This window comes from Gracilibacillus caseinilyticus (assembly GCF_022919115.1).
Classification (GTDB): domain Bacteria; phylum Bacillota; class Bacilli; order Bacillales; family Amphibacillaceae; genus Gracilibacillus; species Gracilibacillus caseinilyticus.
In genome coordinates this window covers 357178-379580 of the sequence record NZ_CP095072.1, presented here as the reverse complement: position 1 = coordinate 379580, position 22403 = coordinate 357178, and the positions used below count along the sequence as shown (strand labels likewise).

The window sequence follows — 22403 nt, the reverse complement described above, 5'->3', positions numbered from 1 at the left end:
TAAAGCATACGCTCCGCTACTTGAACCTTCGCTGCCTTGACCTTCTTATTCTAATTTGGCAACTTTTTGAACACTCACTATAACTACTGTTTTTTCCTCCGTTAATCCGTTCTTACGATACATACCAAAGAGAAAAGAAACATCCAATGAAGAGAGGAATGTGTTGATTTGAATATATTATGGTCAAAATTGCTAGAAGTTGTCTACGCGGTTCTCCCCATTACGATTATTGTTATCATCCTTCAATTTACTTTAACATCGCTTGATATTACCTTAATTATTCGCTTTTTAATTGGTGCTGTACTTATTATTATTGGTCTGTCCATATTTCTGTTAGGTGTAGATATCGGGATTACGCCGATTGGGACGCAGCTGGGAAAGACAATTGCGAAATCAAATCGTTTATGGATCGTTATATTGGCTGGTTTATGTTTAGGTTTTATTATTTCGATAGCAGAGCCTGATTTACATATTTTAGCGGGACAAGTCGAGATGGTCACATCTAGCGCCATCGCAAAATTGACACTCGTCATTGTTGTCTCTGTAGGTATAGCGGTAATGCTCTCGATCGGTTTAATCCGGATTGTGCACAATATTCCCTTATTCAAAATACTTACTATCATATACGGTGCTGTATTTCTGTTAGCGTTGTTTACTTCCCCACAATTTTTGGCGATTGCCTTTGATGCGTCTGGTGCCACAACTGGGGCAATGACAGTGCCGTTTATTCTTGCTTTATCGATTGGTATATCTGTGATGAAAAAGGATAGTAAAGCATCGGAGAAGGATAGCTTCGGTCTGGTAGCGATTGCTTCCGTTGGGGCGATCATTACGGTGATGTTAATGAGTATTTTCAGCAGACAGAGTGAACTGGCAAGCGGTACGATGGAAGAAGAACATCATGGAACAGAAGCTTTATTTATGCCTTTCTTGCAAGAATTTGGGCATATTGCAGAAGAGGTCATCCTTGCGTTATCACCAATTGTTATTTTATTTTTTATCTTTCAGAAGTTGTCGTTTAAATTATCAAGAGAATCCGTACGCAAAATTGTGACTGGACTTGTGTTTACATTCATTGGGCTTGTTCTATTTTTAGTAGGGGTAAATGCGGGTTTTATGGAGTTAGGGACAGAATTAGGATATAGTATTGCCAGCTTGGAACATAAGGCGTATATTGTTATTGTCGGATTAATCTTAGGGATTGTAACTATACTTGCAGAACCAGCAGTATATGTGCTGACAAATCAAATCGAGGATGTAACCAGTGGCTATGTGAAACGGAAAGTGGTCTTGTTTACGTTAGCAATCGGTGTCGGGATCGCTGTTGCGTTATCGATGCTGCGGATACTCATTCCCGGTTTACAGTTATGGCATTATATTTTGCCTGGCTATCTGATCGCGATTGCGCTTATGTATATTACACCAAAGTTATTTGTAGGTATTGCTTTTGACTCAGGCGGTGTTGCTTCGGGTCCGATGACAGCGACATTTATCCTCGCCTTTACCCACGGAGCAGCAGAAGCAATTGAAGGTGCTGATGTGATCGTGGACGGTTTTGGTATGATAGCGATGGTAGCCTTAACCCCGTTGATTACCTTGCAAATACTCGGATTAATCTTCAAGCTGAAGTCAAAAAAAGGGGGCATGAAGACATGATGCCTAATGAAAAAACACGTCACTTTGAAATTATTTATGTGATTGTGAAGTTTGGTTTAGGTAGTAAAATTCTAAAAGAGGCGAAAAAATGTGGAGTCTCAGGCGGTACACTTTTTATCGGAAAAGGTACCATCAGTAATCGGATTTTAAATTTGTTATCGATTACAGATATGCGCAAAGAAATTGTGATGATGATATCTAATCAAAAAACGACGAAAAAAGCAATGGAGCATTTAAATAAAGTATTTCGTTTCGATAAACCGAATCATGGGATTGTATTTACGACATCGTTAACCAGTTTAATGGGTACGAGAAGCTGTCAGATTGAAGATGATGAGGAAAGAGGTGATGGAGAGATTATGTATCAGAATATTATTGTGATTGTCGATAAAGGAAATGCAGAGGATGTCATCAAGGCTGCACAAAAGGCTGGCTCAAAAGGTGGTACCATCATCAATGCAAGAGGATCCGGTATTCATGAGACAGGTAAGCTGTTTTCCATGGATATTGAGCCGGAGAAGGAGATTGTCATGATTTTATCAGACGAGGACTACACAGAACCGATCTGTAATAAAATACGAGAAGAATTAAAAATTGATGAACCTGGAAACGGCATCATCTTCGTTCAGGACGTCAACCGCACTTATGGAATTTACGAGTAGCAAAAAGGATAAACACATCGTTACAAAGCGTGTTTATCCTTTTTTGTACGGAACAAAGCATAAGAAATATTTCGGCACTCGCTAAGAAAATGAGACCAATGCCGAGTTTGTCTATTAAGCACAGAAATATAAAATTATCTCATTTATGCCAAATTACAAAATCTCCGCTTAAGATGAGAAAATAAAAGTGTAGATTCTTATAATACGGATTATGTTAAGTGGAACTGTTTTAAAATGTGGTAATTTTGAGATGTTTTATATACTTAGCAAAGCTTTGGAAATATGCTCCGCGTCCTGTAGGGCACGGAGTCAGCTAGGCTACTACTTGCACTGCTTCTTTGTTGCCTTGTGTCGAGGAAGCCCGCTTCGAAGCAATAATTGTAGACACAGGCACAAACAAAGTGGATCTTCAGCTCGCACTGACGGATGCGGAGTCTCCGCATATTTCCTACGCCTAAAGAACTACTACAACGTTTGAAACAGCTAACAGCAGTAGTGCTAAGCATGATGTTTTATAGGAATTATATAATGTTTAATTTAAAAAATACGGTTGGTTACCACTTTGTAAATTATCGCTTACATAATTTGTAGAATCTGACCTTAGCGCAAGCCAACCACTTAGACTCCCGCGGGATTGAGCAGGTGCTGAAGATCCACTTTGTAAAGCAGTCTTCTTTACAAAGTTAGCTTCAGCCGTGCCCCGCAGGACGCGAAGTGGTTGGCCGGAGCGATATCCCAGCACACACTAATATATCAAAAGTGTTCCAAGGCTAGACATAACCCGTATTAAAGTAAGTAGTATACATACTTACGTTAGTTAGAAACGTGTGAGGTTATGCCGTTTTCCTTTGCATAGATAAGTCACTAACGTAACATTAGGATCCAAATAATTCGATTACGGATTAAGGAAGGGTGGAGATAGGATGCGTAGAGAAAAGGAAATGATGGAGTTAATTTTGCGGTTTGCGCGTGAGGATGAACGGGTGCGGGTGGTTGGTATGAACGGCTCTCGAACCAATGCGAACGTGGTGAAAGATTCCTTTCAAGATTATGATATCGTTTATTTGGTAGAAGACATGGCATCTCTATTGGAAGAACGAGACTGGATCGATTATTTTGGCGAGCGAATGATTATGCAAACACCCGAGGAATCTACACTTTTTCCCGCAACACTTGGAGGCTGGTTTACTTTTCTCATTCAATTCACAGACGGCAATCGACTTGATTTAATGTTGATCCCCATCGAAGAAATCAATAAATATTTAGTTAATGATACACTTACACGCATACTATTAGATAAGGATGGGCTTATTGAAGAAAATCCTCTTCCGAATGAATCGAGCCATTATGTAAAACGGCCAACTCATTCTGAATTTGTAGACTGCTGTAACGAATTCTGGTGGGTTAACCCTTACGTAGCAAAAGGCTTATGCCGTGACCAATTTCTTTATGCCACTCACCATCTGGACAAAGTACTTCGCGAGGAGTTATTGAGAATGATGGCTTGGAATATCGGAGTAACCTTTGATTTTAAGGTCAATCTCGGCGCAGCCTACAAGCTTTTGCCTGACTATCTGGAGCCAGAACGTTTTCAATCGTTACAAGCTACCTATCTATTACATACATCATCGCATTGTTGGGAGTCGTTATTTTTGATGCAGCAAATGTTTCAAGAAGAAGCTAGATTGCTTGCTGATCGATTACATTTTCCTTATCCAGACCATTACGAAAGGGTTATCAGCTATATACGAGAGTTATATCGGGCAGAATAATAGGTTAATTTTTTCTGCCTATCATTCCGTAAAAAAACAAGTGATTTATATCTTCTGTGATAGGCAGGATGTAGTCACTCACATCATCCTTTTGCATGTAGTCCTTGAACATATGCAGGTAAAGCATGATGGCCTCGTTTGACAGATTTTGATCGATATAGCCTGATTGTTTCCCTTCTTCAATCAACTGATGAAAAAGAGGAACAGATTTCTCTTGAAAAATTTTCTCGACATAGGATTGCTCGATCAAGAAGTGATAGACTTCATCGTGGATGGAATGTGCCAGTGCTGTTTTGTTGAAGATGATTTGTTCAATTTTTTCACGGAAGGAAAGATTGCTGTCCAAAATGTTCAAATATTGTTGGAATAATTCGTCAATATAATAGATCATCGTTTCATGTACGAGATTATGCTTACTGTCAAAGTAATTGTAAATCGAAACTTGTGACACTTCAGCTGCTTTGGCAATTTGTGCGATCGAAACTTTTTTGATGCCGTTAGCAGAAAAAAGCTGCAGTGCTGTTTTGAGAATTTGCTCTTGTTTTTGCTGTGTTCGTTTTTTAAAACCGTCCATTCAGATCACCTCTATAGTTGTATTTTAAAATATTTTTTGAAATATAACAAATGAAATATTTCAAAAAATGGTTGATTCATATGTTGGGTTGCTATATTATGAAATATATATATAGTAATATTTCAAAACTAAGGAGGTTTTGATATGAATATGATTGAGGTTAACAGTGTCACGAAGAAGTTTGGCTCTTTTACAGCATTAAATAATATAGACTTGAAGGTTAAACAAGGAGAAGTATACGGCTTTATTGGACCGAATGGAGCAGGGAAATCAACGACAATCCGAGTGCTTTTAGGCATTATTAAGGCAACATCCGGACAAATAACTGTTTTCGGAAAAGATGCGTGGAAGGATGCGGTGGACATTCATCGTAAAGTGGCTTATGTGCCAGGCGATGTTCATTTGTGGGAAAATTTAACCGGTGGAGAGACTATTGATACGTTTCTGATGCTTCGGGGTGGCATAAACAAGACCAAGCGTGATCAGCTTATTAAACGCTATCAACTTGATCCCCGTAAAAAAGCAGGCACCTATTCCAAAGGGAATCGCCAGAAGGTGGCCTTAATCGCGGCTTTTGCTTCGGATGCTGATTTATTCATACTTGATGAACCGACTGCAGGACTGGATCCACTGATGGAGAATGTCTTTCAGGAATGCGTTCAGGAAGTGAAACAAGAAGGTAAGAGTGTTCTGTTATCCAGTCATATTCTATCAGAGGTGGAGAAATTATGTGATCGGGTCGGTATTATCCGGGAAGGGAAAATGATCGAGAGCGGTTCGCTGGATGAATTGCGTCATCTCACGAGAACAAGTATGTTGATTGAGACGGTCGAAGATGCTTCAGCACTAGATAAGGTGGAAGGCATTCATCATTTTCAGGAAAAGGATCATGTCTACAGCTTTCAAGTGGATACCGAACAGTTATCAGATATCATGAAAACCATTGTTCAATATGGCGTCAAGAGGATGGAAAGCACACCGCCAACGCTAGAAGATTTATTTATGCGTCATTACCAAGAGGAGAAGATAGAAGGAAAGGGGTGAGAACATGCTTTTTCATCGTTTATCATCTTTACTGTATTTGAAATGGCGTCAAAGCTGGTTAGCAAGTTTCATATGGACGGTATCCTTAGTAGCCGTAACTGTGGTCGTTGCCTCCGCTTTCACTGAATTGTTTAAATCAGACCAGGAACGAAATGCATTGTCACAAACAATGGAAAATCCGGCAATGACGGCAATGGTCGGACCAGGTTATGGACTGGATGATTATACGAATGGTGCGATGATGGCGCATGAGATGTTGCTGTTTACGGCGATTGTTTTTGCAATAATGAGTATTCTTTTAATCACCAAACTAACACGGAAAGAAGAAGAGGAAGGTAAATTTGAATTAATTCGTTCGTTACCTGTTGGCCGGCTTTCAAGCTTGAGTAGTGCGGTTATATTGGTTTCCGCTTTAAATATATTCATTGGAGCGGTGATAGCAGTCAGCTTAAGCGTGGGTAATTTAGACGGCTTTAGTGTTGAAGGATCAGTGCTTTACGGCTTTACACTCGCTGCGGCTGGATTAGTGTTTACCGGAGTGGCGGCAGTGGTGGCGCAATTAACCGAAACCTCTCGGAGTACGTTAGGATTATCGATCGGTATTATGCTCATTGCCTATCTTGTCCGTGCAATAGGAGATGTAAGCAATGAAACACTCAGTCGTATTTCACCATTAGGGTTAATTTTACGAACAGAGGTGTACGTTAATAATTATTGGTGGCCTGTAATGTTTACTGTTTTGATTTATATAATACTGACATTACTCGCATTTTATTTACACAGTTATCGTGATGTGGGTGCAGGATTGCTTCCATCCAAACCAGGCAGGAAAGAAGCCTCTAAGTTGCTGCGGTCTCCATTAGGACTAATCTTACGATTGCAGCGTACAACCATTATTTCCTGGTTAGTTGCATTATTGCTGCTCGGTATTTCCTACGGATCTATATTTGGTGACATTGAATCATTTTTTGAAGGTAATGATATGTTGCAGCAATTGCTCGGAGATAGCACGGAATATACGATGACCGAACAATTTACCACATTGCTAATGGTAATTATGTCAATATTCGCAACGATTCCTGCTGTTATCTCGTTTTTGAAAATAAGAGGAGAAGAAAAGAAAGAACGGAATGATCATCTGTTAACGACAGGCATTTCCCGTCATAAATTGTTTTATTATTATCTTGGTATTGCGATTGTGATCGGAATTGCCGGTCTGTTTATTGCGATATATGGACTGTGGGCTAGTTCTGTCACAGTGATGGAAGAGCCGATTCCGTTGACCAATTTAATCAAAGCAGGATTTTCTTATATTCCAGCGATGTTGAGCATAATTATGCTGGCAACCGTTCTGTACGGTCTGCTGCCAAAGTGGACATCACTTGTCTGGGCTTATGTTGTCTTCTCTTTTTTCACTGTCTACTTAGGTGGTTTGATGGATATACCAGAGTGGCTGTCGAACCTGTCCAGCTTTGCACATATCCCGCAAATACCAGTAGAGGATTTTGCAGCAACACCTTTAATTATCATAACTATTATAAGCATTGCAGGAATTATCTGTGGGCAAGTCGCCTATCGGAATCGTGATGCTTAGAGGAACAGGCTAATCAGCCACTTTTAATGAGTGGTGGTTAGCCGTTTTTTTATTATAAGTGATTAAATTGTAAAAGAGGCGATTTCAGAACAGAATCACGCTTAAGATTGTTGAAAGGGGTTCTTATAATGTTAACCAGGACTGTGTTTATTTTGAAATATTTAATGTGCTAGGCTATCGCTCCCACCCCATTCGCGTCCTGTGGGTCAACCCCCACAGGACGTAGAGCATATTTCCGGAGCTTTGCTAAGCACTTTAAAAATATCAAAATTACCTCATAGGAAAAGCAGTTTCACTTAACATAATCCGTGTTATAGGTAGCGATATATTCTTAAGTAAACTAGCATCAGGATATTTTTTCTTATTTAGTGCATTCAAGTAATACTGAACAGTGCCTAATGAGTTGACTTTTTGATAGATAAAAGGACTGTGCGATTTGTATCCGGTTGCTCTTTATTGCCGAGTTCCGGGAAAATAAAGGTCCAAGGCATGGATGTTGCGGCCGGCATGTGTAGTCTGTCATCTTGAAGCTGCAGTGTGGCTATATCTTCGTTATTCTTGTCCACTAATTGAACGGATGCATTAGTTAAATCAGCAGACGACTCACCAAAGTTATGAATTAGACTTGTTACTAAGAGATCATTCCGGTGATTGCTGGCCACCTGGATGGTGGTAAACAAAACACCATCACTAGCTGAGGTTTTCGTTTCTTCAAATAGCTGTTCTATCCGCTTACGGTCGTTGTCACTAATGGTGTGATCCCAAGCATTTTCAAAAATTAATTGTTGCATCATTATACCTCCATTTATTTTAAAAAAATTGTTATTGGATATATACAAACAGCTCATATATTGTCGATATAAGAAGAGAGGAGGGGAATCAATTTGAAAAAATTTATCCAAAACAGAAAAATATCTACAAAGCTGTATGCTATTGTTTCATTAGCTATTGCCATTTATATTATTAGTGGAGCTATCTTTATTGGACTTATTGTATCAGTAACAAATGGACTGGAACAACAATTATACGATAGATTATACCAGACGTCATCTGCCTTGCTTAATGCGGATCGTGACATGTATCAAGCAGACCAGGCGTTTATCACATCTTTTGTTGATACGGAAAACAGTGAAGAGTATAAAAGCATTTTTGCAGAAAATGTAAGTCAGGTGGAAGAACGCCTTGCGTTAACAGAAGAAAAATTAATGGTTGATCCCAATGTGGACAAAGAGCTGGCTCAAAACCATTTTGCTACCTTTTCTGATAACTTTGAAGCTTGGAAAGAAGAAGCAACTACGATCATGAATTCAGGAGAGGTAACGAATGAACTGCTGACCAATTTGCGAGTAGAATTTGATACTGCCAGAAATAAATTGGATTTACTGCAGCAGGAATTAGATGAAACAGCGGAGAAATCAATTACAGCCATTGATCAGATTATTAGGTATTTTTGGATTATTGCAGTGGTAGTGATCCTGCTCATTAGTGCTGTTTTGTTTATGCTAAGCTTTTTCCTTATTCGTCAGATTACCAAACCAATTAACCAGCTTGTCATTGCAAACGATCAGATTTCTGAGGGTAATTTGAATATTGAATGGATGGAGGATAACCGAAAAGATGAAATTGGCAGTTTAGCAAAAAGTACGAACCTGATGGTCGATGAATTGAAAAAAATGGTGCGACAGATTCAAGAAATATCTGCTGAAGTGAATGGACAAAGTAGAGAAATGTCCCAAAGTTCCGATCAAGTCAGTCAAGGTTCTCACCAGATTGCGACAACGATGGAAGAAATGTCTTACGGAGCGGAACAGCAAGCAGGTGCATCCAGTGATATTTCTGGATCTATTGAATCACTCCATCGAAAGATCGCTGCTTCTTCTGCAGAAGGAGAAGCATTACAACATGCATCTGAAGAAGTGTTGGAGCTGTCTGTTACGAGTGGTTCGCAATTAAATGATTCTGTTGAACAGATGCAAGAGATTACCTCGATGATGCAAACGACAGTTACTAAGGTGCAAAGTCTAGAAAAGCAATCCAGTAAAATCTCTACATTGATTGATGTTATACAAAATATTGCAGAGCAGACAAACTTGCTAGCGTTGAATGCAGCAATTGAAGCAGCGCGTGCTGGTGATTCAGGAAAAGGTTTTGCAGTGGTAGCAGATGAGGTGAGAAAACTAGCCGAACAAGTCAGTCAATCTGTTACAGAAATTACGGGGATTATTGGTGGCTTACAATCAGAAACGAAAGATGTTGCTAATGTATTAGAAGGCGGTTATTCTACTGTGGAATATGGAAATAAGACGATTTTGCAAAGCCAGGAAAGTTTTCAACAGATTCAGTCGCAAATGTCAGGCATGATAGATCGAATCGGTGTAATTAGTACGAATATGTTTGAAATCCAGCAATCCAGCGAAAAAGTAAGTGAAGCTAGTACAGATATTGCTTCAACATCGGAGGAACTGGCAGCAGGAATTCAAGAAAGCTCTGCCACTGCAGAGCAACAATCTTCCTCCATGCAGGAAATCGCCAGCAATGCAGAACATTTGGCAAAACTGTCAGATGATTTGAATGAGTTGACGAGGAAGTTTAGCATATAAGTGTTAGCAATGGGAATAGCATTATTTGCATGAATATGATCATACTTCAGGTGGAAGAAGGGGGAAAGTAGTGCCATCCGTTTCCGCCTAAAGGCAAAAGAACGGAGGTGCACATTCCCCAGTACTTACACTCATACAAAGAGATCCCGATCATCAACTATCGATGAACGGGATCTTTTAATTAAAGACTTTTGATTTATTTATCTACAGGTACCACTGCACCTTCATATTTTTCTTCAATGAATGTTTGAATTTCTTCTGAACGTAATACTTCTACTAATGTTTTAATTGCTTCATTATTTTCATCTTCTTTACGTGCAGCAATAACATTCACGTAAGGAGATTCAGAACCTTCAAGAATTAAAGCATCTTCTGTAGGTACTAAGTCAGCTTCAATGGCATAATTGGTGTTGATTGCAACTAGAGCGTCTGCTTCGCGATTATAAAACTCTGGTAAGAAGCCTGCGTCTACTTCTGTTTCAAATTCTAGATTCAATGGATTTTCGACAACATCTTTTACCGTTGCGTCAACGGGATCTACGCTCTCATCAAGTTTGATTAAGTCTTTATTTTGTAAAAGTGATAATACACGACCGTGATCGGCAACAGAGTTACTCATGATAACAACAGTACCTTCTTTGATATCATCGATACTTTTAATATTTTTTGAATAAATTCCCATCGGTTCAATATGGATACCACCCATATTCACAAAATCGAACCCTTTTTCCTCCATTTGTGATTCAAGGTACGGAATGTGTTGGAAATAGTTCGCATCTAATGTACCGCTATCTAAATCATCGTTTGGAAAAACATAGTCTTGGTATTCTTCAATGGTAAGTTCAATACCTTTTTCTTCTAATAACGGTTTTGCTTCCTCTAAGATTTCTGCGTGTGGAACACTTGTAGCTCCGACGGTTAATTCTGTAGGACCTTCTGCATTTTGACTATCTTCTTCACTTGTACCGCAAGCTGCTAAAACAAAAAGCAATAGCGCAAATAATAATGTAACAAATTTTTTCATGATAGATCATCCCTTCTTATTTTTTATCGTTTGTCTATCTTCTTGGATAGGAAATCCCCAATAAATTGGAATATAAATACAATGATAATGATGAGAATCGTACATGCCAGAATCACATCAAAATCGCGGCGTTGGAAACCTTGTAAGTAAGCTAAGCTACCAAGTCCCCCTGCACCAATAGCCCCCGCCATTGCGGTATAGCCGATTAAGGCAATAGCTGTTACTGTTAAGCCTGAAATAAGAGCTGGCAATGATTCAGGTAACAATACTTTGAAAATTATCGTAGATGTTTTTGCTCCCATTGCTTTTGCTGCTTCAATTACACCTTTGTCAACTTCTTTCAACCCAATTTCAACTAAACGAGCATAGAACGGAGCTGCACCAATGATGAGGGCAGGTAATGCTGCTTTCCATCCTCTGATCGTGCCAACTAAAAAGTCTGTGAATGGAAATAGTAGCAATATTAATATAATGAACGGAATCGCCCGGAATATGTTAACGACCGCAGCCGTAACAAAATTGATTGGCCGATTTTGCCAGAGGTTACCTCTCTCCGTTAGGAATAAAAGTAAACCGAGTAAGATTCCAAAGATTAACGTACCGATAACGGATACGATCGTCATATAAAATGTTTCTGCTGTTGCTTCCCATAAATCTGCAGGAACGACATTCGGAAACCATTCTTTAAACATGCTTTAACACCTCAACTTCTACACCTTCATTTTGCATAAAGTCTAGGGACTCTCTGATTACATCATTATTGCCGTTTACTTCAATATACAATGTCCCGTAGGCACCTTCCTGTGTGGGAGAAATTGAGCCTTGCAAAATATTTATTTCGACATCGAATTTCTTGGATACTTCACTGATTAGTGCACGTTTCGCACTGTTGCCGATAAAGTGCACTTTGACCACTTCACTGTCGTCAAGGTCATTAATGAAAGCCGACAGATTATTTTTGTCATGTTCTAACGGATTCAGCTGCTGAACGAATCGTTGTGTTGTTTTTGATTGCGGTCTGACAAACACATCTAATACCTCACCAGACTCTACAACTTTCCCGTTTTCCATAACAGCAACACGATGACATATTTGCTGGATAACGTGCATCTCATGGGTAATCAGGATAATCGTTAATCCTAATTTTTTATTGATGGAAACTAACAGGTCCAAAATGTCATCTGTTGTTTCAGGATCTAAAGCGGAAGTTGCTTCATCACATAACAACACTTCAGGGTCATTTGCGAGAGCTCTGGCAATCCCGACTCTTTGCTTTTGACCACCACTTAATTGCGATGGATAATTTTCTTCTTTGCCTGAAAGTCCAACAAGATTGATTAATTCAAGCACTTTTTCTTTTCTTTTTGCTTTGGGAACACCAGCTATTTCAAGTGGAAACGCGATGTTGTCATAAACAGTTCGCGACCATAACAGGTTAAAATGCTGAAAAATCATCCCGATTTTTTGTCGATTATTCCGCAACTCATTGTGTTGCATTTTGGTAATATCTTTATCATGAATAACCACTGAGCCGTCAGTCGGTTCTTCGAGGCGATTGATCAAACGGACAAATGTACTTTTACCGGCACCACTATATCCAATTACACCAAATATTTCGCCTTTATCTATTGTTAACGAGACATCATCAACCGCTTGAACGGATTGCGTTTTTGTCTGATATAATTTCGACAAATTTTTTATCTTAATCATACTTTCACACTCCTTTGCGTTCATGCTGTCAACCTACTATATATTGTGAGTCAACCAAATAAAAAAATCCCTTCTGACACAAGAGGACAGAAAGGAAGTTCATTCTTTGTCCTCTCATCTATCAAAGCACACTGCACTTTGTAGGATTTAGCACCTATCAGCTTTCTGACGGTTGCCGGGTTTCACAGGGCCAGTCCCTCCACCACTCTTGATAAGAGATTTCCGTATTCAATTAATTTAAACAATATCGTATCATGTCGAATTTAATTCGTCAATTGGTTTTGTAAAAGTAAAATAATTCAGATTATTCAGTTAATATACATGTTATAATAGATTGGGGAAGGGGATATAAAATCAGCCTCTTCCTTATTATCTACCTACGGATTAGGTCAAGTGGAACTGCTATACCTATGTGGTAATTTTGAGATGTTTTATCTGCTTAGAAAAGCTCCGGAAATATGCTCCGCGTCCTGTGAGGCACGACTTCAGCTAGGCTACAACTTGCACTGCTTCCTTATTGCCTTGTGCTGCCTCGCCTTTATAACAGTTGTTGTATGCTTACAAAAAAAGCCTCGGCTAAACGCCAAGACTTTTCAACTAACCATTAATTGATCAATGATTGTAACGGAGCTGGGATTCTGCCGCCGCGTTGAATAAATTTGTCAGGTGCGAACTGATTCACTCCAATAATTGGAGCGCGTCCTAGCAGACCACCAAATTCTACTGTTTCGCCTTCTTCCTTGCCAATAACAGGGATGACACGGACAGCAGTGGTTTTCTTATTAATCATACCAATTGCTGCTTCATCGGCAATGATGGCTGCCAGTGTTTCCGGTGATGCTTTTCCTTCTAGTGCGATCATATCCAGACCGACAGAACAAACACACGTCATCGCCTCTAATTTGGAGAGGCTTAGTGCACCGTCTTCAATTCCGCGAATCATACCGTTATCTTCACTGACAGGAATGAAAGCACCACTGAGACCACCGACATATGAACTCGCCATTGCACCACCTTTTTTAACAGCATCATTCATTAATGCTAGAGCAGCGATTGTACCATGGGTTCCGACACGTTCCAGCCCGATTTCTTCCAAGATCTCAGCTACACTATCATTTAATGCATTCGTTGGAGCGAGTGATAAATCCATGATACCAAAAGGCACATTTAATTGATCGGCGACGACTCTACCAATTAGTTCTCCTGCACGGGTGATTTTGAATGCTGTTTTTTTAATGACTTCTGATACTTCACCTAAGTCGGCATCTGGATAGCGTTTCAAGGCATGAAGTACAACACCTGGCCCACTAACTCCGACACTTAAGACCGCTTCACCTTCGCCAGCTCCGTGGAAAGCACCAGCCATAAATGGATTGTCTTCCACCGGGTTACAGAAAACAACAAGTTTGGCACAGCCGATACTATTGTTATCCTTGGTTAAGGTAGCTGTTTCATGAATGACTTGCCCCATTTTTGCGACAGCATCCATATTGATGCCAGTCCGAGTCGTTGCAACGGAAATGGAAGCACATACTCGTTCTGTATTGCTTAATGCTTCTGGTAGTGCATCCAATAGCACTTGATCTCCATTGGAAATACCTTTGTGGACTAATGCAGAGAATCCACCAATAAAATCAACACCTAAAGTTTGTGCTGCTTTATCTAAAGTTTCTGCAAGCTCAATCGCCTGTTCCTTGCTGGCATTGCCAAGAATTTCAGCGGCAGGGGAAATGGCGATTCGTTTATTAATGATTGGAACACCATATTCTTTAGCTACCTGATTGGCAGTTGATTGCAGGTTTTTTGCATAGGACGTGATCTTGTCATACACTTTTTGCTTTACTATTTCAAAATCATGGTCTGCGCAATCACGAAGGCTGATTCCCATCGTAACAGTTCTAATATCGAGGTGTTCCATCTCGACCATTCGAATCGTCTCTTGAATTTCTGTAAAAGCTATCGGCATTGTTATCCTCCTCTATACGCGGTGCATTGCCTGAAAGACATCTTCAAGTTGAATATTAATATTCAACCCTAATTCTGACTCAACCGGCTTGAATTTATCCTGCAATGTTGCAAGGTTACTTGGGTCGTTGATATCGATCAACATAATCATCGTAAAGAAATCCTGTAAAATGGTCTGGCTAATATCATGTATATTCACATTATTTTCTGATAAAATAGTGGTTACTTTCGAAATAATACCTACCTGGTCTTTACCTACTACACTAACAACTGCACGATTTTGCATTTTGTCACCTCATTCATTAATATCTTTTCTATTATATAGTAAGGAGAAGTTTTTGATAAATCAAATGGATTTGCTTAAAATAAAAGAGTACGTTCAGGTGGAGAGGAGCAAGCATATGAAAAAAGATATACAGCTAATTGCTTTGGATATGGATGGCACACTTCTTGATAATAACCATCAAGTGTCCGAACAGAACAAGCAAGCAATTAAACAAGCTAAGGCAAAAGGTGTAGAAGTGATTATTTCTACAGGACGACATTACCAGACGAGTGGAGATATTGCAAAAGAATTAGGTGTGCACTATTTGATCACAGTAAATGGCAGTGAGATATGGACAATGACAGGAGAGTTAATTGCTCGCCAGACAGTTGATGCTGAGATTATTAAGAAGTTAGTAGATATCAAAGAAGAACATCAGACATGGGCCTGGCTATCTTCAACGGAAAACATCTGGAGAGGTGAAGTACCGGAGGATTTATTAGTGCATCAGTGGCTTAAGTTTGGCTTTGATACCGATAATCCGGAAACGAAAGAAAAGATCATCAAAACGATTAGCAGCTGGAACGACATTGAGGTAAGTAATTCCAGTCCAACCAATATTGAGGTAAATGCTGTCGGAGTTAACAAGGCAGCAGCTATTGAAGTTGTCTGTAAGAAAATAGGAATCACTATGTCCCAAGTAATGGCGATGGGAGACAGCTTAAATGATATCAAAATGATCATGGAAGCTGGCACTGGTGTTGCGATGGGCAATGCCCAGGACGAAGTAAAGCAAGCGGCAGACTGGGTCACGGAGGCTAATCATCAGGACGGTGTAGCAAAAGCGATTGAAAAATGGGTTTTATAAAAAACATTATATAAATTTTCAGAAAATTTACTGCTAATACTTGCAGACCAGGTAAGTATGTAATAAGTTTATATATGGGTATTTAATTTGGATCACTACAGTAATATTCGATTTCATGATAGAATATAAGTTGGAATCATACATAGTGATAGTAAAGGAGCGAAAAAACTAATGTCAAAACAACAATTTGGTGTGATAGGTCTTGCCGTAATGGGTAAAAACCTTGCTTTGAACGTAGAAAGCAGAGGTTATTCTGTAGCGGTATTTAACAGAACTTATCAGAAGACAAAAGATTTTTTAGATAACGAAGCGGCTGGCAAAAACTTTGTTGGTGCAGAAACAATCGAAGAATTTGTTAATTCATTAGAAAAGCCTCGTAAGATCATGCTTATGGTACAAGCTGGCCCTGCAACAGATGCAACGATCGCATCTTTAAAACCATTGCTTGACGAAGGCGATATCCTTATCGATGGTGGTAACACATTCTTCAAAGATACAATGCGCCGTAATGCAGAGCTGGATGAATCAGGTATCCACTTTATCGGAACAGGTGTATCCGGCGGGGAAGAAGGAGCACTTAAAGGACCTTCTATCATGCCTGGTGGTCAAAAAGAAGCGTATGATAAAGTAGCGCCAATTTTTGAAGCTATTTCTGCAAAAGTAGACAATGAACCATGTGTGACATATATCGGACCAAATGGTGCAGGTCACTATGTGAAAATGGTACACAACGGTATCGAGTATGGCGATATGCAGTTAATCTGTGAAGCATACTTCATTATGAAGAATGTACTTGGATTAAGTGCAGAGGAATTACATGAAGTGTTTGGCGAATGGAACAAAGGTGAACTGGATAGTTACCTAATCGAAATTACAACAGACATCTTCAAGAAGAAAGACAAAGAAACTGGTAAGCCAATGGTAGATGTGATCCTTGATACTGCTGGTCAAAAAGGTACAGGTAAATGGACGAGCCAAAGCTCATTAGACTTAGGTGTACCATTACCAGTTATCACAGAATCTGTTTTTGCACGTTTCATCTCAGCGATGAAAGAAGAGCGTGTAGCAGCAAGCAAAGTATTACAAGGACCATCTGCTCAAGACAAGCCATATGAAGGCGATAAGGATGAGCTAATCGAAGCGATCCGTAAAGCTCTTTACATGAGTAAAATTGTTTCTTATGCACAAGGCTTTGCACAAATGCGTGCCGCTTCTGAAGAAAATGACTGGAACTTACGTTATGGTGACATCTCCATGATCTTCCGTGGTGGTTGTATCATCCGTGCACAGTTCTTACAAAAAATCAAAGAAGCGTATGACCGCGATCCAGCATTGGCAAACTTGTTATTAGATCCATATTTCAAAGAAATCGTAGAAAGCTACCAAACGTCACTACGTAAAGTACTCTCTATTGCAATGGAACGTGGAATTCCAGTACCAGGCTTCGCAAGTGCATTAGCTTACTATGACAGCTATCGTACGGAAACACTTCCAGCGAACCTCCTGCAAGCACAACGTGACTACTTCGGAGCGCACACTTATCAACGAATTGATAAAGAAGGCGTGTTCCATACAGAGTGGTTAGAGGATTAATATGAGAGAAAAACCTCCTGCGCTTGATGCGCAGGAGGTTTTTTTAGGAATCGGGTATATATTTAAGTTGGCTGGAAGAAACATTTTGTGTTGTTTTTTATAACTGCTTTTGATCAAATAATAGTACACGTGCGGGTGCGGCTTCGGTTCCGATTAGTTTTAACGGAGCAGCGACCATGAAGTAATTGCCTGGTGCTATTTCTTTTAACCGTAACCCTTCGATAATAATAATGTTATTTCCAAAAAGATTGCGATGAGTGGGGTTACCTTCCTGGCTGCGTTCGATGCCTAGCGTGTCGATTCCGACGCCTTCAATCTCTTTCTCAATTAAATAATTTGCCGCCTCTTCCGTTAAATAAATAAACTCATAGTCAAAATGATCAGATGAATGGTCAGAGTTATTAGTTTTTAATAAAAGGAAATCGTTCTTCTTAATCGTATGCGCTTCCAAATCCTGACGTGTTATACCATCTTTTGCTGCACCTAGATGAAGTACCTTCACATCACGTACCAGACGTTCTATAGCAATTGATTCAAAGGTTTCTGCGTCATTGATCATGTGTAAGGGAGCATCGATATGTGTACCGGTATGAGCATTTAATGTAAGTGTTGTATCCGTGACATGTCCGAATGTTTTCGTATCGAATTTCGGCTTTTTACTTTTAATATCCTCCCAAACCTGCATCGTCGGTTGGATTTCCATTGATATATCGTAACATTTCATCATCTTTCATCTCCTTATTTGGCTATTATTTTTGGATGTGCCATTTAAAGTTTTGCTGCTAACAAAAATTCTACCATTATATTATTGTGATCGCTAACATGAACTTTTTTAAACTGGGATGTCTATTAAGATTTTGTTTTATCGAGGTTCCTCACTTCGACCAAAAGCGCATCCCAGAGCGAGGCTAAGGATCGAAAGAGGTCACACTCGACCAAAGCGCATTCCATAGAGAGAAAAATGAACGAAAGGGTACGATTCTTCGATCAAACCGCCACAATTCAATCATTAAAATAAAAAGCAATCAATCGACCGAAGTTGACTGATTGCTTTCTTGCTTTATTCTGGTGTAACGTCCCACCATTCCAACCCATCTTGGAGTAGTAATTGATCTGCTTCTTTCGGGCCGTTGCTTCCTGATTCATAGTTAGGGAAGTCGGCCTTCGATTTAGACCATGCATTTGCAATGTTATCAACAAACTTCCAAGTTAATGCTACTTCATCCCAATGCGTAAAGTTCGTTGAATCACCGCGCATACAGTCATGTAACAGAATTTCATATGCTTCCGGTGTGTTCATTTTGTCATCTGAGTTATTATCATAGCTCAATGTGATCGGAGTAGAAGATGCGTTATAGTCACCTTTTTTCGCGTTAACGTGTAAAGTAATCCCTTCATGTGGTTGTACGTGAATGACTAATAAATTAGATTTTGTTTCATGTTCTTTTCCGTAATAAAGATTCATTGGTAAATCTTTAAACTCTACTACAATCTCAGTTGATTTTTGTTTCATTCGTTTACCAGTTCGAATGTAGAACGGTACACCTGCCCAGCGGAAGTTATCAATCATTAATTTCGCTGCGACAAATGTATCTGTATTGGATTCAGGATCGACCCCATTACCTTCGCGATAAGCAGGCAGCTCTTCGCCATTCACGATCCCTTTATCATATTGTCCGCGGACGAAATATTTATCGACTTCATCTTCGTTGATCACACGTAATGCACGCAATGCCTTTACTTTCTCACTGCGAATTTCTTCCGGTGTTAACTTAATTGGCGGATCCATTGCAATAAGGGCAAGCATTTGCAGCATATGGTTCTGCACCATGTCTTTCAATGCTCCGGCACCATCATAATAACGCCCACGTTCTTCCACACCTAAAATTTCACTAGATGTAATTTGGATATTGGAAATGTACTGATTGTTCCACAGTGGTTCAAATAATGCATTCGCAAAACGGATTACTTCGATATTCTGAACCATTTCCTTACCAAGATAATGATCAATACGATAAATTTGATCTTCTGTAAATGCTTCGCGAATCTGATCATTCAATTCTTTCGCAGACTCATAATCATGTCCGAAAGGCTTCTCAATAACGAGGCGAGTCCATCCTTCAGTGGTGGTTAAACCTTCTGATTTCAGGTTAGCTGCCAATGTCCCGAAGAAGTTAGGAGCCATGGAGAAGTAAAATAATCGATTCCCATCTGTTTTATATTTCCCATCGAGCTCTTTAATAAGTTGTTCTAATTTCTCATAATGTTCTAAGTCTTGAATATCAAATGGATTGTAATGGAAATGACTTGCAAATTCGTCTGGATCAATATGTGCATCGTCGAAACCACTGATTGATTCTTTTACATTATTACGAAAGTCTTCATTAGTAAGAGGTCTTCTTGCAACACCTATTACTGCGAAGTTATCAGATAACTTTCCGTTACGATAAAGTCTGTAAATGGAAGGATAAAGCTTTCTGTTTGCTAAATCCCCTGTTGCGCCAAAAATCACAATTACTGCTTTGGGGTTATTCGTTGTCATGAACCTAAACTACCTTTCTACTTGTTTATTTCCGAAATATACGCACATGTTTTTCGATATGCTATAATCATGTAATAAATTCCGTTTAAGATAATACTTTTCTATTTTATCATGTGGAATACTTCTTTAAAATTATTTGACATGATAACATACAAATATGTACAAAATTTGTACAGTCATAAATATATACTATCATTTATTGTGAAAATAACAAATGAAATACATGGAATTTTCAAAAAATTTAGGGGGAAATCATGAAGAATTACAAGGGATTTTTAATTGATTTAGATGGAACGGTTTATAAAGGAACGGAAAAGATTACAGAAGCAATTGATTTTGTAAAAGAACTGCATCGCAAAGGTCTCCCATACTTATTTCTTACTAATAATTCGACCAAGCATCCGAGTGATGTGGCAAAAAAATTAACAGACATGGGTGTGCCGTGTGAGACGGAGCATGTTTTTACTACCAGTATGGCAACAGCAAGCTATATTAAAGAGCAACAGGCAGATGCCAAGGTCTGTGCAATTGGTGAAGAAGGCTTGCATATGGCATTGAATGACTGCGGATTAGAGCAAGTGGACGAGCGGGCAGATTATGTCGTCATGGGCCTTGACCGTGAGATTACCTATGATAAATTGGCAAAAGGTGCATTGAATATTCGTGCTGGTGCTAAATTCGTAGCGACAAATGGTGATGTTGCATTACCAACTGAGCGTGGTTTTCTTCCGGGAGCTGGTTCATTAATTTCTGTTCTTTCTGTTACAACAGGAGTGGAGCCGAAATTTATCGGAAAGCCGCAATCGATAATGGTCGAGCAAGCTCTTGAAGTATTAGGCACTTCAAAAGAAGATACCTTGATGATTGGCGATAATTATGCAACAGATATACTAGCCGGTATTAATGCTGGGATAGATTCATTATTGGTGCACACAGGAGTGACGACACCTGAAGATTTGAAGACAATTGAAAAACAGCCAACCTATACAATTTCCAGCCTGTCCGAATGGATTTTTGCAGAATAAAAAAAGAGCCAGTTCCTCACATCTAATGAGAGCTGGCTCTTTTATTTGGAAGTGATATACGTATTAGCCCATCTTCTCTAATTCGAACAAATCTTCTACCTTCTCACTAACAAATTGATGCGCATCACGGATGCCTTGATTGTAAAAGGTAGGTGCGATTTTTTCCATGAAAAAGTCAAGAAGAAAACCAGCCTCAATATTACCGATTTCTTCCTGTTTTTCGCGTATATAATATTCTTGAATTGCGATTACCATTTGATCTCTTTGTTCTTTTGTTAATGTAAATGCATGCATGGAAAAACTCCTCTCGTTTTTCCAAAGTATATCACTTATTTTGCCGCTTTTTGTAGTTTTTGAATCATTTTTAATGACCGGCCTGTCCCAACAGCAACAGATTCCAGTGGATTTGGTGCAAGGTGGACGGGTACGTGTACTTCATTAGATAACCAGCCTTGCATGCCTTTGAGCAATGCTCCGCCACCTGTAATCGTAATCCCTTGATCGACAATGTCACCACTTAGTTCTGGCGGACAGCTTTCAAGTGTCTCTGTTATCGCATGTAATAAGGATTCCAGTACTTCATTAATCGCCATGTGTACTTCTTTTGAGGAAATCATAATCACTTTCGGTAAACCTGTCACGAGATCACGACCTCTGACTTCCATTTGCTCTTCGGTATGAGATGGAATAGCATTACCGATTTCAATCTTGATTTTTTCTGCCGAACTTTCCCCGATCAGGACGTTGTATTGACGTTTAACATATTGAATGATTTCTTCATCCATATGATCACCGCCAACACGTACAGAACGACTGGCAACGACACCGCCAAAGGATATAATACCTACTTCACTTGTACCACCGCCGATATCGACGATCATACTTGCCTGTGGTTCGGAAACAGGTAGATCAGCGCCAATCGCTGCAGCAACCGGCTCCTCGATTAAATGTACTTCTTTAGCACCGAAGCTTTTGACCGCATTATCAATTGCTCTTCGTTCGACAGCTGTACTGCCTGAAGGGGTACAAACGACAACACTTGGCTTACGCATGGATACACCAGCCCTTTTGCTTACTTTTTTCAGGAATGCCTTTAACATTTGAGTCGTCATATCAAAGTCTGCAATGACACCATCTTTCAACGGACGGATCGGTACGATATTTCGTGGCGTTTTACCTATCATATTCTTCGCTTCATTACCGACAGCGACTACTTGATTCGTTGTCGTATCAACCGCAACAACGGATGGCTCGTTCAAAATAATTCCTTTATTTTTTGTATATATAAGAATATTCGCAGTACCTAAATCAATTCCAATTTCTGTATTTGAAAACATGATGCTACCTCCAATAAGTTAAATCATCTTATTTATAGTTATTCTGTTTAATGTGTAGAATTATGACGGTATATGTCTGGAAGATTTTATTTTGATTAAAAAGGGCTATATGGGAAGAATATTAGAAAAACTCTCGGCATTCGCCTCGTCTTAGCAAGTGCCGTAGTTTTTC

Annotated in this window: 20 protein-coding genes and 1 riboswitch; of the genes, 9 read left to right on the top strand and 11 right to left on the bottom strand. The window is 39.4% G+C overall.

The window, feature by feature from the left end; all coding sequences use genetic code 11:
* Positions 1–168: 168 nt before the first annotated feature.
* The 3 genes from MUN88_RS01785 (at position 169) to MUN88_RS01775 (ending at position 4090) form a co-directional block, all read left to right on the top strand.
* Positions 169–1656, top strand: coding sequence for a DUF1538 domain-containing protein (locus MUN88_RS01785; protein WP_244720122.1), 1488 nt, complete (start codon positions 169–171; stop codon positions 1654–1656).
* Entirely contained in the window at positions 1653–2318 is a 666-nt protein-coding gene (locus tag MUN88_RS01780; protein ID WP_244720120.1) for a P-II family nitrogen regulator, read from the top strand. Before MUN88_RS01785 ends, MUN88_RS01780 begins: the two co-directional genes overlap by 4 nt.
* Before the next feature lie 923 nt (positions 2319–3241).
* Positions 3242–4090, top strand: coding sequence for an aminoglycoside 6-adenylyltransferase (locus tag MUN88_RS01775; protein ID WP_244720117.1), 849 nt, complete (start codon positions 3242–3244; stop codon positions 4088–4090).
* A 4-nt stretch (positions 4091–4094) separates the two neighbouring features.
* On the opposite strand, the gene MUN88_RS01770 is transcribed toward MUN88_RS01775, so the two are convergent.
* A complete protein-coding gene (locus MUN88_RS01770) occupies positions 4095–4664 on the bottom strand; it encodes a TetR/AcrR family transcriptional regulator (protein ID WP_244720115.1) in 570 nt (189 codons plus the stop codon).
* A 144-nt stretch (positions 4665–4808) separates the two neighbouring features.
* On the opposite strand from MUN88_RS01770, the gene MUN88_RS01765 reads away from it, so the two are divergent.
* Together MUN88_RS01765 and MUN88_RS01760 are read left to right on the top strand one after the other, a co-directional pair.
* Entirely contained in the window at positions 4809–5708 is a 900-nt protein-coding gene (locus MUN88_RS01765; RefSeq protein WP_244720112.1) for an ABC transporter ATP-binding protein, read from the top strand.
* Positions 5709–5712: 4 nt separating this feature from the next.
* On the top strand, positions 5713–7302 hold the full coding sequence (locus MUN88_RS01760; RefSeq protein WP_244720109.1) for an ABC transporter permease: 1590 nt from the start codon (positions 5713–5715) through the stop codon (positions 7300–7302).
* 395 nt (positions 7303–7697) lie between these two features.
* On the opposite strand, the gene MUN88_RS01755 is transcribed toward MUN88_RS01760, so the two are convergent.
* Complete coding sequence (locus MUN88_RS01755; protein WP_244720106.1) at positions 7698–8096, bottom strand: SLAP domain-containing protein; 399 nt, start codon at positions 8094–8096, stop codon at positions 7698–7700.
* A gap of 90 nt (positions 8097–8186) precedes the next feature.
* Here MUN88_RS01755 and MUN88_RS01750 point away from each other — a divergent pair, with 90 nt between their 5' ends.
* A complete protein-coding gene (locus tag MUN88_RS01750) occupies positions 8187–9902 on the top strand; it encodes a methyl-accepting chemotaxis protein (RefSeq protein WP_244720104.1) in 1716 nt (571 codons plus the stop codon).
* Positions 9903–10098: 196 nt separating this feature from the next.
* Here the strand turns inward: MUN88_RS01750 and MUN88_RS01745 are convergent, their stop codons facing one another.
* From MUN88_RS01745 to MUN88_RS01725, 5 genes are all read right to left on the bottom strand, one after another.
* Entirely contained in the window at positions 10099–10926 is an 828-nt protein-coding gene (locus MUN88_RS01745; RefSeq protein WP_244720100.1) for a MetQ/NlpA family ABC transporter substrate-binding protein, read from the bottom strand.
* A 23-nt stretch (positions 10927–10949) separates the two neighbouring features.
* Positions 10950–11618, bottom strand: coding sequence for a methionine ABC transporter permease (locus MUN88_RS01740; protein WP_244720097.1), 669 nt, complete (start codon positions 11616–11618; stop codon positions 10950–10952).
* On the bottom strand, positions 11611–12636 hold the full coding sequence (locus MUN88_RS01735) for a methionine ABC transporter ATP-binding protein (protein ID WP_244720095.1): 1026 nt from the start codon (positions 12634–12636) through the stop codon (positions 11611–11613). Before MUN88_RS01735 ends, MUN88_RS01740 begins: the two co-directional genes overlap by 8 nt.
* Before the next feature lie 111 nt (positions 12637–12747).
* A riboswitch (SAM riboswitch) is annotated at positions 12748–12854 on the bottom strand.
* 386 nt (positions 12855–13240) lie between these two features.
* Positions 13241–14602, bottom strand: a complete 1362-nt coding sequence (locus MUN88_RS01730) for a PFL family protein (RefSeq protein ID WP_244720092.1) — start codon at positions 14600–14602, stop codon at positions 13241–13243.
* Between the two features lie 12 nt (positions 14603–14614).
* Complete coding sequence (locus MUN88_RS01725; protein WP_244720090.1) at positions 14615–14887, bottom strand: ACT domain-containing protein; 273 nt, start codon at positions 14885–14887, stop codon at positions 14615–14617.
* A 115-nt stretch (positions 14888–15002) separates the two neighbouring features.
* Here MUN88_RS01725 and MUN88_RS01720 point away from each other — a divergent pair, with 115 nt between their 5' ends.
* Together MUN88_RS01720 and gnd are read left to right on the top strand one after the other, a co-directional pair.
* Positions 15003–15734, top strand: a complete 732-nt coding sequence (locus tag MUN88_RS01720) for a Cof-type HAD-IIB family hydrolase (protein ID WP_244720087.1) — start codon at positions 15003–15005, stop codon at positions 15732–15734.
* A 171-nt stretch (positions 15735–15905) separates the two neighbouring features.
* The gene (gnd, locus tag MUN88_RS01715) at positions 15906–17327 is read left to right on the top strand and encodes an NADP-dependent phosphogluconate dehydrogenase (RefSeq protein WP_244720084.1); all 1422 of its coding nucleotides are present in this window, start codon (positions 15906–15908) and stop codon (positions 17325–17327) included.
* A 97-nt stretch (positions 17328–17424) separates the two neighbouring features.
* Here the strand turns inward: gnd and MUN88_RS01710 are convergent, their stop codons facing one another.
* Together MUN88_RS01710 and zwf are read right to left on the bottom strand one after the other, a co-directional pair.
* Entirely contained in the window at positions 17425–18054 is a 630-nt protein-coding gene (locus MUN88_RS01710) for a cyclase family protein (protein ID WP_369809928.1), read from the bottom strand.
* 333 nt (positions 18055–18387) lie between these two features.
* On the bottom strand, positions 18388–19869 hold the full coding sequence (gene zwf, locus MUN88_RS01705; RefSeq protein WP_244720082.1) for a glucose-6-phosphate dehydrogenase: 1482 nt from the start codon (positions 19867–19869) through the stop codon (positions 18388–18390).
* A 254-nt stretch (positions 19870–20123) separates the two neighbouring features.
* Between zwf and MUN88_RS01700 the strand changes: the two genes are divergently transcribed.
* Positions 20124–20894 (top strand): TIGR01457 family HAD-type hydrolase, encoded by a 771-nt coding sequence (locus MUN88_RS01700; RefSeq protein WP_244720080.1) that lies wholly within the window; start codon positions 20124–20126, stop codon positions 20892–20894.
* A 63-nt stretch (positions 20895–20957) separates the two neighbouring features.
* Here the strand turns inward: MUN88_RS01700 and MUN88_RS01695 are convergent, their stop codons facing one another.
* Entirely contained in the window at positions 20958–21188 is a 231-nt protein-coding gene (locus MUN88_RS01695; protein WP_244720078.1) for a DUF2164 domain-containing protein, read from the bottom strand.
* A gap of 35 nt (positions 21189–21223) precedes the next feature.
* Positions 21224–22231 carry a rod-share determining protein MreBH gene (gene mreBH / locus MUN88_RS01690; RefSeq protein WP_244720076.1) on the bottom strand — a complete coding sequence of 336 codons (1008 nt, stop codon included), beginning with the start codon at positions 22229–22231 and terminating at the stop codon, positions 21224–21226.
* Positions 22232–22403: the final 172 nt, after the last annotated feature.

What these genes read in the sequence shown, in the direction of transcription:
- MUN88_RS01780 (WP_244720120.1), top strand. Translation starts at nt 1,653, where the DNA reads ATGATGCCTAATGAAAAAACACGTCACTTTGAAATTATTTATGTGATT.
- MUN88_RS01775 (WP_244720117.1), top strand. Translation starts at nt 3,242, where the DNA reads ATGCGTAGAGAAAAGGAAATGATGGAGTTAATTTTGCGGTTTGCGCGT.
- MUN88_RS01770 (WP_244720115.1), bottom strand. Translation starts at nt 4,664, where the DNA reads ATGGACGGTTTTAAAAAACGAACACAGCAAAAACAAGAGCAAATTCTC.
- MUN88_RS01765 (WP_244720112.1), top strand. Translation starts at nt 4,809, where the DNA reads ATGAATATGATTGAGGTTAACAGTGTCACGAAGAAGTTTGGCTCTTTT.
- MUN88_RS01760 (WP_244720109.1), top strand. Translation starts at nt 5,713, where the DNA reads ATGCTTTTTCATCGTTTATCATCTTTACTGTATTTGAAATGGCGTCAA.
- MUN88_RS01755 (WP_244720106.1), bottom strand. Translation starts at nt 8,096, where the DNA reads ATGATGCAACAATTAATTTTTGAAAATGCTTGGGATCACACCATTAGT.
- MUN88_RS01745 (WP_244720100.1), bottom strand. Translation starts at nt 10,926, where the DNA reads ATGAAAAAATTTGTTACATTATTATTTGCGCTATTGCTTTTTGTTTTA.
- MUN88_RS01740 (WP_244720097.1), bottom strand. Translation starts at nt 11,618, where the DNA reads ATGTTTAAAGAATGGTTTCCGAATGTCGTTCCTGCAGATTTATGGGAA.
- MUN88_RS01735 (WP_244720095.1), bottom strand. Translation starts at nt 12,636, where the DNA reads ATGATTAAGATAAAAAATTTGTCGAAATTATATCAGACAAAAACGCAA.
- MUN88_RS01730 (WP_244720092.1), bottom strand. Translation starts at nt 14,602, where the DNA reads ATGCCGATAGCTTTTACAGAAATTCAAGAGACGATTCGAATGGTCGAG.
- MUN88_RS01725 (WP_244720090.1), bottom strand. Translation starts at nt 14,887, where the DNA reads ATGCAAAATCGTGCAGTTGTTAGTGTAGTAGGTAAAGACCAGGTAGGT.
- MUN88_RS01720 (WP_244720087.1), top strand. Translation starts at nt 15,003, where the DNA reads ATGAAAAAAGATATACAGCTAATTGCTTTGGATATGGATGGCACACTT.
- gnd (WP_244720084.1), top strand. Translation starts at nt 15,906, where the DNA reads ATGTCAAAACAACAATTTGGTGTGATAGGTCTTGCCGTAATGGGTAAA.
- MUN88_RS01710 (WP_369809928.1), bottom strand. Translation starts at nt 18,054, where the DNA reads ATGATGAAATGTTACGATATATCAATGGAAATCCAACCGACGATGCAG.
- zwf (WP_244720082.1), bottom strand. Translation starts at nt 19,869, where the DNA reads ATGACAACGAATAACCCCAAAGCAGTAATTGTGATTTTTGGCGCAACA.
- MUN88_RS01700 (WP_244720080.1), top strand. Translation starts at nt 20,124, where the DNA reads ATGAAGAATTACAAGGGATTTTTAATTGATTTAGATGGAACGGTTTAT.
- MUN88_RS01695 (WP_244720078.1), bottom strand. Translation starts at nt 21,188, where the DNA reads ATGCATGCATTTACATTAACAAAAGAACAAAGAGATCAAATGGTAATC.
- mreBH (WP_244720076.1), bottom strand. Translation starts at nt 22,231, where the DNA reads ATGTTTTCAAATACAGAAATTGGAATTGATTTAGGTACTGCGAATATT.